The sequence below is a fragment of the Leifsonia sp. genome, assembly GCF_051955155.1.
GTDB lineage: Bacteria > Actinomycetota > Actinomycetes > Actinomycetales > Microbacteriaceae > Leifsonia.
On sequence record NZ_JBQCGZ010000115.1, the window covers coordinates 40616 to 54027 of the forward strand.

Genomic DNA, 13412 nt, shown 5'->3' on the forward strand with positions numbered 1-13412 from the left:
TGACAGGTTATGCGTCCTCATGCCACACTCATAACCGTTCTAACCAGTTATGAAAGGAAGAGCACTCATGGACCTCAGGCTCGAGATCGCGGTCATCCCCGTCGGGGACGTCGACCGCGCCAAGGACTTCTACGTTCGCGCCGGCTTCCGGCTGGACGCCGACTTCTCCACCGACAAGGGCCTGCGCGTCGTGCAGGTGACTCCTCCCGGCTCCGAGGCGTCGGTCATCTTCGGCGAGAAGCTCACCAGCGCGGCCCCCGGCTCCTCGCAGGGACTGCACCTCGTCACCGGCGACCTCGCCGGCGCACGCGCCGAGCTCATCGAGCGCGGCGTCGAGGTCAGCGAGATCTGGCACGACGCGGACGGCGTCTTCCACTACGAGGGCGACGTCAACCGCGTGCCGGGGCCGCACCCGGCCACCGACAGCTACGGCAGCTACGCCTCCTTCTCCGACCCGGATGGCAACGGCTGGACCATCCAGCAGGTCGTCACCCGCGCTTCGGGCCGCTGATGAGCGCGCACACCGAGGTCCGCGAGGTGGACCTGATCGTCATCGGAGCGGGCCCCGTCGGCGAGAACGTCGCCGACCGGGCCGTCCAGGGCGGGCTCGAGACCGTGATCGTGGAACGCGAGCTGGTCGGGGGCGAGTGCTCCTACTGGGCGTGCGAACCCTCCAAGGCGCTGCTGCGTCCCGCACACGTCCTCGAGCTCGCCAGGGCGACGCCCGGCGTGGCCGAGGCGATCGCCGGCGGGCTGGATGTCTCCGCCGTGCTGCGCAGGAGGGACGAGTCGACAAGCGGCTGGTCCGACGCGGACCAGGTCGGCTGGCTCGAGACGACCGGGATCGAGCTGGTCCGCGGCCACGGCCGGCTGAGCGGCGAGCGCCGCGTGACCGTCGCCCTCGCCGACGGCGGCACCGTCGAGCTGCGCGCCAGGCACGCGGTCGCGATCACGACGGGGTCGGCCGCGCGCATCCCGGACATCCCCGGGCTCCGCGCGTCCGAGCCGTGGACCAACCGCGAGGCCACCGCCGTCCGGGAGATCCCCGGCCGGCTCGCCATCGTCGGCGGCGGCGTCGTCGCCACCGAGATGGCGACCGCCTACCAGGCGCTCGGCTCGCAGGTCACCCTGATCGCGCGCGGCGGCCTGCTGGGTGGGATGGAGGAGTTCGCGGGCGAGGCGGTGGCCGACGCGCTCCGCGGCGCGGGCGCGACCGTGCTGACGCACACCGCGACCGAGTCCGTCGAGCGCGACGGCGGCGAGTACGTCGTCCGCACCAGCGCCGGCACCGTGACCGCCGACCGGCTGCTGGTCGCGACCGGCCGCGCGCCGGCCACCGGGGACGTGGGGCTGGAGCGGGTCGGGCTGACCCCCGGCTCGTGGCTCGCCACCGACGACACCCTCCTGGTCGAGGGGACGGACTGGCTGTACGCCGTCGGGGACGTCAACGGGCGCGCCCTGCTCACCCACCAGGGCAAGTACCAGGCCAGGGCCGCCGGCGACGCCATCGCCGCCCGCGCCGCCGGGGCCGCCCTCGACGACGCGCCCTGGGGCGCGCACGTCGCCACCGCCGACCACGTCGCCGTCCCCCAGGTCGTCTTCACGGCGCCGGAGGTCGCGGCGGTCGGACGCACCGCGGAGGCCGCCCGCGCGGCCGGGCTGAACGTGCGGGTCGTCGACGACGACCTCGGCAGGGTGGCCGGCGCCGCCCTCTCGCGGACCGGCTACCGGGGCACGGCCCGCCTCGTCATCGACGGGGACCGCGACGTCATCGTGGGCGCGACCTTCATCGGCCCCGACGTCGCCGAGCTCGTGCAGACCGCGACCACCGCGATCGTCGCCGAGATCCCGCTCTCCCGGCTCTGGCACGCCGTGCCGGCCTTCCCCACCGTCTCCGAGATCTGGCTTCGGCTGCTGGAGACCGACGGCCGCCCGGCCGCCCGCACCGAACGAACAGGAGCAGCAGCATGAGAATCATCGACCGTATCTTCGGGAAGAACCTGGACCTGCCGAGCACCCCGCTCGAACCGGGCGTCACGCGCGCGGACGCGGAGGCGGTCGCCCGCTACGAGCGCCTGCTCGCGTCGTCCTCGCCGAAGACCATCGAGCGCGTGCACGTCGAGGCGTTCGAGAAGCTCACGCCCGCCCAGCTGGACCTGCTGTTCGAGCGGTTCAGCGCGGAGGCGGCCACCGCCGCCGAGCGGCCGGCGGACGCGCGCCCGAAGAGTCTCGCGAAGGCGGCGGCGCGCTCCGAGAAGCGCCGGCCCGGCGCGATCCGGCGGGCCCTCGGCGACACGGACGACCCGGTCGTGCGCACCGTCGTCGGCTACACCATCCTCGACACGGTCGCCGACATCGCCCTCACCTCCGCGCTGTGGGCGAGCCTCGACGGCGGGCTGGGCTTCGACGGCTGGCTGGACGGCGGCGACTGGTGGTGACGCGCAGCGGCCGTCAGCCGTCGACCGGGTGGAGCCGGGCGAGCACGTCGTCGATGACCGCTGCCGTGTCCGGCCACCCGGTCACCGCCCGCGTCGGGATGCCGAGCCTCACCACCGGGTAGTCGTTCCCGTCGGCGTCGAGCCGGTCCCCGACGAAGAGCATGTCGGAGAAGGCTATCCCGGTGACCTCGGCCAGCCTGGTCATCCCGTACGCCTTGTCGACGCCGTGGCGCGTGATGTCGATGCTCGTCGACCCTCCGGCGCGGACCTCGAGGCCGGGCAGCCGGGACTGCACCGCCGCGCGGAGCCGGTTGCGCCGCGAGCCGTCGGGATCCCAGCGCGCCTTCGCCTCGACGGGGGCGAGCTGGCCGAGCGCCGAGAAGGTGATCTGCGACCCCCGGTCCTCGAGCGCAGGGCCCCAGGTCTCCGCCTCCCACAGCCCGAGCCGGATCGCCTCCTGCTCGACGACGGCGAGCGCGCCCGATCGCTCGCCGTCGTCGATGTCCTCGCTGTACATCAGCTGCCAGCGGGCGCCGTCCCACCGGTAGTAGCGGGTCCCGCACGTCGGCATGAGGTGGAGCCGGTGGAGCTGCGACGTCGCGGGCAGCCGGGAGAGCAGCTGGTCGCGGAACTGGCCGAAGCTCCCTCCCGAGATCACGCACACGTCCATCGCCTCCAGCAGGAGCCGGAGCCGCTCGGCCATGCTCGGATCGAGGGGCGACTTCGACGGCGCGAGGGTGTCGTCGAGATCGAACGCGATCAGACGGGTCAACGCGGAACTCCCTTCCTCAGGGATGACACGAGTCGCCGCTATCCCGCAGCGGCCCAGGGACCGCCGGCGACACCGGGCACCTGATTGCGCGTGTACCACCTGGCCGTGTAGACGACGCCCTTGTAGCTCGCCTTGTCCCCGCCGTTGAAGATGCGGGACGGCGTCCACAGCGCGGTGCCGTCCGGCGCCGTCGCGATCTCCTGCCACGGCCCCGTCACCCCGCCGGGCACCTCGTTGCGGCTGTACCAGGCGGCCAGGTAGGTCTTGCCCTGATAGACGACGGTGTCGCCGCCGTTGAAGACGCGGGACGGCGTCCACACCGTCGCGCCGTCCTCGGTCATCGCGAGCTGCTGCCAGGCGCCGGTGCTGGTCGTTCCGGGCTGCTCGCCCTTCGTCGTCCATCCGGCCCTGTAGACCGCGCCCTGGTAGCTGACGATGTCGCCGGCCTTGTAGGTGGTCGTCTTGACCCAGGCCGGCGGGAGCGCGACCGTCACCGTGACGGTCGTGCGGGACCCCGCGACCGTGTCGCTGCCCGAGTACGTCGCCGTCAGCGTGTGGGTGCCGGCGGCCAGCCCGACCGGGAGGGTGAACGTCGCGACGCCGTCGCGCAGGTCGGCGGTTCCCCGATCCTTGTCGCCCTCGGTCAGCGCGACCTTCCCGCTCACCGGCAGCGCCGACGTGACCGTGACGGTGACCTTCGCCGCCGTCCCCCAGGCCGCCGTGACGTCCGGAGCGCTGATGGCCGAGATGGCGCGCAGCCCGTCGAGGGCGCGCTTCAGCGCCGCCGCGCTCGCGTCGATCGCGGACTGGGTCGCGTCGGCGGCCTTCAGCGTCGCCTTGGCCGCTTCCAGCGCGGACAGCAGCGGAGACCAGCTGGCGGCCGTGTACTGCGTGCTGTCCAGCCCGTTCGCCTTCTCCACGAGCGCCTGGAGGGCGCCGCGGTCGACGGCGACGGTGACCGGGCAGCGGACGAACTCGTCACCCGCGCCGTGCACCAGCACGATGGAGGTGCTTCCCGGCGCCCCCGTCGTCAGTGGGACCGTGATGGCGCCGCCTGCCGCGACCTGCGGCGTGCCCGCGACCGCCGCCACCGCCGGGTCGAGCGAGTACGCGGAGACGGTGTCCGCGCCGTCGACCGGCGCGATGGTCGCGCCGAGCGTCGCGGTGCCGTCGCGCTCCGCGTTCACCGGGGCGGCGCACGCCAGGCTGTAGCCGCCGTAGAGCTCGAACTCCCAGACGTTCAGCCCGTACTTCGTGGCCGGCGAGCCGATCACGCGCACGTAGCGCACCTCCGCCGTCGGGAAGTCGGCGGTGTCGCGGCGGTGGTCCGCCGTTCCGGTGTTCTGGACGCGCGCGAGCGGTGTCCAGTCCGTCCCGTTCACCGAGCCCTCGATCCGGTAGTCGGTGGAGTTGCCGGACTCCCACTCGACGACGGCCTGCGAGACCGGGCGCACCGAGCCGAGGTCGACCCGCAGCCAGTTCTGGTTCGTGTACGGGGCCGTTCCGGTCGGCCGCGCCGACGACCACTTGGTGGTCTTCGACCCGTCGGTGGCCGCGGAGGGCTGGATGTTCGCCAGGTTGTTGTAGACGCTGTCCGCGGTGGTGGGCTTGCCGAGGGCGAGGTTCACCCGGCCGCTCGTGGCGGGTGCCGTGGTGATCGCGCTGTCGCCGAAGACCTCGAACTCCCACACCGAGACGCCGTAGCTCGTGAGCGCGCGCTTCACCGTCTGCATCCGCACGTAGCGGCCGGACGCGTTCAGGGCGACGAGGTCGGTGCCTCCGTCGCTGCCCGCTGCCGGGGTCGCGTAGGCGTCGCGCCAGGTGCTGCCGTCGTCGGAGACCTGGAGCGTGTACTGGCTGGCGTAGGACGCCTCCCAGAACAGCCGCACCGCGCCGATCTTCCGCACCGTCCCGAGGTCGACCTGCAGCCAGGAGGTGTCGGGCGAGCCGGTGCGGTCGGCGATCCAGCGGGTGGTCGCGTTGCCGTCGGTCGCGCTGGCCGGGCTCGTCCCGTCGGACGCGGTGGTCGGCGCGCCGAGGGCGAGGTTGACGCTCGCGACCGCCGCGAACTCGGCGATCGCGTAGGAGCCGCCTCCCGGGCCGTCGAGCGGCAGGATGCGCACGAAGCTCGCCGGCGTCGCCGGGAAGTCGACGTGCTGATGCCCGCCCGTGCCGTTCTGGACCAGCTTCTGATCCGTCCAGCTCACGCCGTCGGCCGAGGTCTGGATGAGGAAGCGGGTCGCGTAGTCGGCGCCCCAGTCGATGTCAGCGCCCGAGACGTACGATCCGGCGGAGAGCCGCTGCCGAAGCCAGGGAGCGGCGCCCGCGGACTGCCAGCTCGTCGCCGTGTCCCCGTCGCCCGCTCGCGCCGGACCGTCGCCGGCGGCGGAACCGCTCGCGCTGTACGGCGACCCGTCCGAGTCGTCCGCCGCCAGCGGCTCCGTGACCGTCTTGCCCAGGTTCGCCCCGGTGCCGAGCACGAACGTGCCGCGCGACGCCGACGCGCCTCCGGTCAGGCTGACGTCGACGAGCAGCCCGGGCTGGCTCGGGTTCGACAGGCTCACCACCGGCGCGCCGGAGGACTCGTCGAGCATCAGGATGCTCGGCTGGCTCACCGAGAGGGTGCGGCCGTCGCCGAGGTCGAGCGATCCGGCGCGGTAGAACGTCGCCATCGTCCGCTTGAGGCCGGGATGCTGCACGGCCTGCACCGCGGTGTCGTTGCGCAGGATCTTCACGGCGGGATCGGCAGCGTACGCCTTGGTCTGCGCGGCGGACTTCGCCGGCAGCACGATGTATTCGTAGCCGGCGTCCGTCGGCGTCTTGCCGTGGTCGAAGTACAGCGTGAAAGCGTCGTGGCTCTGCGGCTCGCCGCCGTAGTAGCTGCCGGTCTGTGTCTTATCGGACACCGTCACGGCCTGGTCGGTCGGGAACACGTAGCCGACCTTGTCGTTGTAGGCCCACGAGGGGTCGTCGACGACCTTCGCGTCCGTTCCGGGATCGAGCGCGACCCCGTCGACGGAGGCGTTGCCCTTGGCGGCGACCTGGTTCACCGTGGTGTGGATCGGCGCGCTCGACGTCGAGCGGATGCCCGCCCCCAGCGCGACCATCTCGTCGTCGAAGTAGTAGTAGCTCTTCTGGGCCTGCGTGCCGACCCGGTCCAGGCTCTCGACGGTCGCACCGTACGTGCCGTCGGAGACGCCTCCGGTGAACGCGCCGCCGTTCGACGACCGACCGGACGGACCGAGCGTCGTCTCCTTCACGTACGGCACGGTCGTCCCTGGATAGTGGAACCAGTCGAACGCGGGACCCAGGTCCGTGTACTCCGTGTTCGTCACCTGGATGGCGGTCGTCCCGGTCCGGTTCCAGACGACCTCGTTCCCGACGTCGCTGCGGATGGTCGACCGGTACTCGCTGCCGACAGTGCGGTTCGAGTTGAGTCCGGTGACGATCCCGTAGTCCGCGCGCTGGTGCGACGAGAACTCCGACCGCCAGAAGTACTTGTCGCCGATCGCGCCGTTGCCCGCCGTGGTGCCGCGGATGTTGTCCGCCATCGCCCGGTAGTCGGTCGCGTAGAGCGGATCCGTGCGCGCCATCCGCTCGAGCGGGTCGAGGAAGACGGCTGCGTAGCTCGTGACGCCGTCCACCGTGGTCGCCGGCCGGTAGAGCAGGTAGAGCATCTCGATCTCGCCGCGGATCAGCCAGCGAGTGCCGTCGACGATGTAGAACGCGATCGTGTCGAGCTGGTCGCGCGTGAACGCGAGGCTCGTGCCGCGCGCCGAGTCGGCCCACATCGCGACCATCGTGAACAGCGCCATGCCGTAGCCCTCGCTGTAGAGCTGCGCGCCGTGCGCCCAGAACGTCGCGTCCGGCTGCACGGCCTCCTGGACCGTCCCCGAGTCGTCCACCGCCACGGTCTGCACCATGGTCGCGAACCCGGCCGTGATCTGGTCGGCGTTGCGGGTGGCGAGGGCCTTGTAGAGGTAGTCGGAGGTGCGCCAGGCGCCGTTGGCGCCCGCCGGGTCCAGCTTGCCCTGGTTGTGCTTGATCGCGAGCGCGGCAGCGTCCGGGCTCAGGGCGTCGCCGACGAAGATCGAGATGCGCCCCATGGCGATCGACTCGCCGATCTCGGTCTCCCACCAGTTGGTGTTGCCGGGATCGACCTGGTCCCAGTAGGCGAGGGCGCGCTGCTCGGCGTCGATCAGCCGGGGGTCCTGGTAGCCCTTCGCGGTCTTGTCGCGGTAGGCCTGGGCGATCGCGACCATCCGGTAGAGCGCCTTGTAGGCGTCCCACGTCTTGCCGTTCGCCGAGCTCGTCGTGTCCTGGTAGTTCACGTCCGGCCACGAGCCGTCCGCGTTCTGCGACGCGACGTAGTCGAGGGCGTTCGAGGTCTGGGCCAGGTAGATGCCGTTGGCGATCTGCACCTCGTCGCCCTGGCTCAGGTAGTAGTCCTGCAGGCGGGAGACGATGGTGGAGACGTCGGTCTCGAGGTCGGCCGCCTGGGCGGGAGCGGTGATCCCGGCCGCGCCGAGCAGCGCGGCGATTAGGACGGCCGCCACCGCCGCCGCCCGGGAGCGACGGCGGAGCGGGGGACGTGGAGCGTTCGTTTCGGGATGACGCGTCATTGCGCTGGACTCCTCGTGTGCGGGGGTGGTGCTGTCAGATGGTGCGGACCAGGCGGGCGACGGCGATGCGCGTGTCGGCCGCGCCGTAGAAGACGAAGTGCTCTCCGCCGATCTCCTCGATCGCGGTCGGGAACACCACGTTGGCCACCGTTCCCGCGGTCTCGTCCGCGGTCTCGGGGGTCAGCAAGGGGTCGCTCGTGCGGGCGAGCACGCGCGAGGGGTCGTCGGCGTCGAGCAGCATGGCGCCGACGACGTAGTTGACGCTGAAGGCCTGCGGCACGAACGAGCCGCCCGGCAGATCGCCGGTGACACCGTGGTGCAGCAGCAGCCAGCCCTCCGGCACCCGCAGGGGCGCGGGACCGGCGCCGATCTTGAGCGCCTCCCAGCCGTACTCGGGACCGGCGACGAAGCGGTGCCCACCGGGCCGGGTGAGCGCGGCCGGGTCCTGGACGGCGTCGTCGACCGGCACGTACGAGATCCAGATGCTGGCGCGCGGGTCCGTCACACCCGCGGGGAGGGGCGGCTGCTCGTCGGGCCGCACGAAGCCGAAGTCCCACATCGGCCGGTGCAGCATCGCGAAGCTCGGACGCCCCTCCGGGTCGGGGACGATCTCGGGGAAGAAGACGACGTCCTTGTTGGGGAACAGGTTCAGGTCGGTGTCGAGGGCGTCGTCGTAGGCGAACTGGATGGGCCCGAGCCGTCGCCAGGCGACGCCATCGGCCGAGACGGCGATCGCGGGCTTCGGGCCGAGCGGTCCGAATGCCACGTAGGTCATCACGTGGAGGCCGAGGTCGGCGAGCGGTGTGATCCTCGGGTCCTCGACCCCGCCGTGTCCGGTCCCGTGCTCCCACCCGCGCTCGGCCTCCAGCGCCACCTCCAGGCCGTCGACGCCGCTCGGCACGCCGTCGGTCAGCACGACCCTGGCCCGGCCGATGCGCGAGACGTTGTGCTCGGCCACCAGCCGGGGGAACAGGTGCACGGTGCCGTCCGGTCCCTGCACCGTCGCGGGGTTCAGCACGCCCTCGACCTGGCGGGGGTCGCGCGGATCCGGCTCCATGACGACGCCGGCGCGTTCGAGGACGTAGGGGATGGCGACAGCGGTGCTGCCGGGACGGAGGGTGGTGGACAACAGGACCTCTCTTGCAGGTGGATGGCGGGTCGATGGGCGGGCGCGGTTCAGCCCTTGACGGCGCCGACGACGCCGTTGACCAGGTAGCGCTGGATGAAGATGTAGCCGACGATGAGCGGAGCGGCGACGATGAAGGTGGCGGCCGCCAGGAGCGGCCACTGGTTGCCGTACGTGCCCTTGAAGGCGTAGAGGCCGACGGTGACGGGGAACTTGGTGGGATCGGCCAGCAGCACGGTCGCGAGGATGATCTCGTTCCAGATCCACACCGCCTGAAGGATGAACACGGTCACCAGCGCCGGACGGGCCAGCGGCAGGATGAACGTGAACAGGTAGCGCCAGTATCCCACCCCGTCCATCGCGGCGGCCTCGTCGAGCTCGCGCGGGATCGACTTCACGAACCCGCTCAGCAGCAGCGGGCCGACCCCGACGCCGACGCCCACCAGCAGGATGTAGCCGAGCTGCGTGTCGTAGAGGCCGAGCCGCAGCAGCAGCTGGAACTGGGTGATGAGCGCGTTGGGCAGGAACAGCACGAGCACGAACACCACCGACCAGTACTTCGCGCCGCGGACGTAGCCGCGGGCGACCGGGAAGGACAGCACGAGCGTCAGCAGCGTCCCGATCGCCGATCCCGCGGCCGTGTAGAGCACGCTGTTGAGGATGTAGGCGCCGAAGTCGCCCTTCTCCCACGCGGTCGCGAAGTTGCCCCACTGCGGGTCCGAGACGATGCCGACCGGGTCGGCGACGAACTCCGCCTGCGACTTCAGAGCGGTGTTCAGCAGGTACAGCAGCGGGAACAGGAACACGATCATGAGGATGAGCGCGCAGATGTACGCGCCGATCGGCACGCGCCTGCGCCGCCGGCGCTGCTCCGCCGGGCGGCGTGCGCCGGCCTCCGGCGGCAGCGCCTCGACCGGGGCGGACGGGGTCGGGTCGGTGGTCGTGGCGGTCACAGCTTCACCTCCCGTCGGCGGAGGATGGCCAAGGCGATGATCGACACGATGGCCACCAGCACGAACTGGACCATCGAGACCGCCGCGGCGTAGCCCTGGGACTGCGACAGCGTCGTCCCGGACGCGCCGCCGAAGCCCTGGACGTAGACGAGCAGGGAGAGCACCTGGGTGGAGCGGTTGTTCGGGCCGCTCAGGACGTAGATGAGCTGGTAGCTCTGCAGGGCGTTGACGATGCCGAGCAGGACGTTGGCGGTGATGGACGGCGCGAGCAGCGGCACCGTCACGCTGCGGAAGCGCTGCCACCCGCTCGCCCCGTCGATCTCCGCCGCCTCGTACAGCTCCTCCGGCACGGCCTGCAGGCCGGACAGGAAGATGATGACCGAGACGCCGAGCACCATCCACACCTGCACCAGGATCACCAGGGTCAGGGCGAGGCGCGGGTCGCCGAAGAAGGCCGAGTGTCCGCCGAAGAGCTGGAGGACGGACGCGGCGGGACCGCCGCTGACGTTGAAGACGAGCGACCAGATCAGGCCGGTGACGGTCACACCGAGGATCGTCGGCATGAAGACGACGGCGCGGTAGAAGTCCCGGCCGCGGAGCCGGCGGTTGAGCAGCACGGCGACGGCGAGCGCGACCACGATCTGCAGCACGGTGCTGACGACCGCGAAGATGATCGTGTTGCGCAGGGCGTTCGCGCTGTCCGCCCACTTGGCGGGCGAGAAGAAGTCGACGTAGTTCTGCAGGCCGATGAAGTTGATCGGGAGGCCCGGGAGGCCGCGCAGATCGGTGAACGACGCGATCAGGACGCCGACGGCCGGAACGAATCCGAAGAGGCCGAGCAGCAGCATCCCGAGCCCGAACGTCAGCCGGACGGGGGTGCGGCGGGGGAAGGGGAACGATTCAGTCATGTGTCTCTCGACTCCCGGGAGGGCGGCCCGCGTCACGCGGACCGCCCTGCCCGACAGGGTCAGCCGGCCGCCGACCAGGCCTTCTGAGCGGCCTGGGCGGCCTGCTCCGGCGTGGACGAGCCAAGCGGGGTGAGTGCCGGGTAGTTGAACGGGAAGACCGCGTCCTGCCCCGCCTTGTTGTTGGCGAACCAGACCTGGTCCCACGCCGGCTCGTACGACTTGGTGTACTGGCCGATGGACTGCAGGAACGGGCTGGTGGAGATGCCGGGCTGCGCTGACGAGAACCCGGACTTCTGCAGGAACAGCTCGTAGTTCTTCTTGTCCGAGAAGAACTTCAGCCAGGCGAGTGCCGCCGTCTTGTTCTTGGCCGAGGTCGGGACGGCCAGCTGCAGCTCGGTCTTCCCGTTCAGCAGCGCGTTGTCGGCCGCGTCATCGGAGCCGGGGAACGGGAAGTAGCCGTAGTCGAACTTCTTCGCGACGGCCGCGTCGATGGTCGGCTGGTCCCAGGTGCCGTCGACGGTCATGGCGAAGTCGCCCGCCGCGAACCCGGACGGGATCGACGTGTAGTCGGCGCCGGCCGCACCCTCCTGCGCGTTCTTCAGCACGTACTCGGTCTGCTCCAGGACCTTGACCTCGGTCGGGTCGGTGAGCTTGGCCGCGTTCGTCCACAGCTCCTTCGCCAGCTGCTGCTTGTCGGCCACCGTCGGGTACAGCGAGGCGACGGAGGCGAGCATCGGCAGGCCGGCCGGCCAGCTGTCCTTCCCGCCCAGGCCGAACGGGGTGATCCCCTTGGCCTTCAGCGCGTCGACGACCGCGGTGAACTCGCTCCAGGTGCTGGGGATCTTCAGGCCGTTATCGGCGAAGATCTTCTTGTTGTAGAAGACGCCGGTGTAGTAGCTGACGCCGGTCGGCACCGCGTACTGCTTGCCGTCGATGGCCTGCGCGTCGAGCAGGGTCGGCGTGTACTGCTTGAGGAACGACTCCCCGCTCAGGTCGACCAGGCCGCCGGCCTTCGCCAGGCGGGCGTCGTCGGTCGCGGCGTCCTTGGCGTACGACGGCGTCTCCATCAGGCCCTTGACCACGAACAGGTCGAGGTTGCCGGCGGTGAGGCGCGAGGACTTGGTCGCGGGGTAGTTGTCGTTCGACACGGTGGAGAAGACCACGTCGACCTTCGGGTACTGCTTCTCGAACGCGTCGTTGATCGCCCGGAAGCCGGCGTCCGTCGCGTCGCTGCTCGAGACCAGCAGCTGCAGCTTCCCGTTCGGCTCGCCGTCTCCGGCACCGCCGCCGCCGCCGGAGCAGGCGGCAAGCGCGCCGATCGTGGCGGCGGCGACCGCGCCGGCGATCAGCCGCCGGCCCAAGATGCCGCGCAACCTCTTCGTTGCCATGTGATGTCTCCTCGTCGAGTAACTGGAATGCGGGTATCGGGATGATGTCTCTTGCCGAAACGTTTCTACCGAAACGTTTCGGTTCGGCCATGATGGCACGCCCCGAGCCGTTCCTGCAACCTGCGCTATCCGGCGGCTCGGACGCGGGAGGTGGAGCCGCGGACGACGAGTGCGGCGTCGGGGACGCGGACGTCCTCGACCGTCCCGTCGTCGATCAGGTCGAGGAGCATCTTCCCCGCCTCCCGTCCGAGCTCACGGGGGTTCGTGTGGACGGTGGTCAGGCGCGGGCGCACGTACGTCCCGAGCCGGATGTCGTCGAAGCCGGCGACGGACAGCTCGCCCGGAACGTCGACGCCGAGGTGTTGCGCCTGGGCGATCAGCCCGATCGCGGAGAGGTCGTTCGCGCACACCACCGCGGTCGGCGGGTCCGCGAGCTCGAGCAGCGAGCTGGCCGCCGACGCGCCGCCGAGGTAGGTGAAGTCCCCTGGCACGACGGGCCCCGGCCGCAGCCCGCGATCGTCGAGGGCGGCGCGCCACGCGCGCTCGCGCTGCACGGAGTGCCACATGTCCGGCCGGCCGCCGACGTACGCGATGTTCCGATGGCCGAGCTCCACGAGGTGCTCGATCACCGCCGCGATGCCGGACTCCGGCTCCTGACGCACCGCGGGGAACGGGAAGGGCGCCCCCGGGTTGATCGCGACAGCGGGAAGCTCGAGCTTCTGCAGGAGCGGTATCCGCGGATCGTCGACCTCGATGTCGTTGATGAACACGCCGTCCACACGCCGGCCGGCGGCGAGCTTCTCGTAGCGCTGCAAGACCTCGTCGGTCTGCGAGCTGATCTGCAGCACGAGCGCGTAGCCCCGCGGGTCGATCGCGTCCTCGATCCCGCCGATGAATCCGCCGAAGAACGGGTCGAGCTCCAGCACGTCGGGATCCCGGTGCAGGACGAGCCCGACCGTGAACGCCCGCCGCCCCGACAGGCTCTTTCCCCGGAGCGACGGGACGAAGCCGAGCTCGGAGGCGACCTGGACGATGCGCGCCCGCGTCGCATCCGACACCCCCGGCCGCCCGTTGAGCGCGCTCGACACGGAGCTGATGGCGACCCCGGCCTTGTTGGCGACGTCGACGATGGTCACCCGTGGGTCAGCCACCACAACACCTCGCCTCCCGCTCTCCCCCGAGCGACGGCCATCCTATGCCGAAAC

The 13412-nt window shown here is 71.2% G+C and carries 10 protein-coding genes; 3 read left to right on the forward strand and 7 right to left on the reverse strand.

The window, feature by feature from the left end; all coding sequences use genetic code 11:
* Positions 1–67: 67 nt before the first annotated feature.
* The 3 genes from ACTHMF_RS12560 to ACTHMF_RS12570 are packed head-to-tail and all read left to right on the forward strand — an operon-like array spanning position 68 to position 2438.
* Complete coding sequence (locus ACTHMF_RS12560) at positions 68–511, forward strand: VOC family protein (RefSeq protein ID WP_440317991.1); 444 nt, start codon at positions 68–70, stop codon at positions 509–511.
* Positions 511–1971 (forward strand): dihydrolipoyl dehydrogenase family protein, encoded by a 1461-nt coding sequence (locus ACTHMF_RS12565; protein ID WP_440317993.1) that lies wholly within the window; start codon positions 511–513, stop codon positions 1969–1971. The genes ACTHMF_RS12560 and ACTHMF_RS12565 overlap by 1 nt, the downstream gene beginning before the upstream one ends.
* On the forward strand, positions 1968–2438 hold the full coding sequence (locus ACTHMF_RS12570) for a hypothetical protein (protein ID WP_440317994.1): 471 nt from the start codon (positions 1968–1970) through the stop codon (positions 2436–2438). The genes ACTHMF_RS12565 and ACTHMF_RS12570 overlap by 4 nt, the downstream gene beginning before the upstream one ends.
* Before the next feature lie 13 nt (positions 2439–2451).
* Here the strand turns inward: ACTHMF_RS12570 and ACTHMF_RS12575 are convergent, their stop codons facing one another.
* The 7 genes from ACTHMF_RS12575 to ACTHMF_RS12605 form a co-directional block, all read right to left on the reverse strand.
* Positions 2452–3210, reverse strand: a complete 759-nt coding sequence (locus ACTHMF_RS12575) for an HAD-IIB family hydrolase (RefSeq protein ID WP_440317997.1) — start codon at positions 3208–3210, stop codon at positions 2452–2454.
* Positions 3211–3248: 38 nt separating this feature from the next.
* Positions 3249–7766, reverse strand: coding sequence for a discoidin domain-containing protein (locus tag ACTHMF_RS12580; RefSeq protein ID WP_440317998.1), 4518 nt, complete (start codon positions 7764–7766; stop codon positions 3249–3251).
* Between the two features lie 100 nt (positions 7767–7866).
* Positions 7867–8889 (reverse strand): glycoside hydrolase family 130 protein, encoded by a 1023-nt coding sequence (locus tag ACTHMF_RS12585; protein WP_440318007.1) that lies wholly within the window; start codon positions 8887–8889, stop codon positions 7867–7869.
* A gap of 119 nt (positions 8890–9008) precedes the next feature.
* Complete coding sequence (locus tag ACTHMF_RS12590; RefSeq protein WP_440318000.1) at positions 9009–9911, reverse strand: carbohydrate ABC transporter permease; 903 nt, start codon at positions 9909–9911, stop codon at positions 9009–9011.
* Positions 9908–10819: a carbohydrate ABC transporter permease gene (locus ACTHMF_RS12595; RefSeq protein WP_440318002.1), complete on the reverse strand. Its 912-nt coding sequence runs from the start codon at positions 10817–10819 to the stop codon at positions 9908–9910. Before ACTHMF_RS12595 ends, ACTHMF_RS12590 begins: the two co-directional genes overlap by 4 nt.
* 59 nt (positions 10820–10878) lie before the next feature.
* Positions 10879–12207 carry an ABC transporter substrate-binding protein gene (locus tag ACTHMF_RS12600; RefSeq protein WP_440318004.1) on the reverse strand — a complete coding sequence of 443 codons (1329 nt, stop codon included), beginning with the start codon at positions 12205–12207 and terminating at the stop codon, positions 10879–10881.
* A gap of 125 nt (positions 12208–12332) precedes the next feature.
* The gene (locus ACTHMF_RS12605; RefSeq protein WP_440318006.1) at positions 12333–13358 is read right to left on the reverse strand and encodes a LacI family DNA-binding transcriptional regulator; all 1026 of its coding nucleotides are present in this window, start codon (positions 13356–13358) and stop codon (positions 12333–12335) included.
* Positions 13359–13412: the final 54 nt, after the last annotated feature.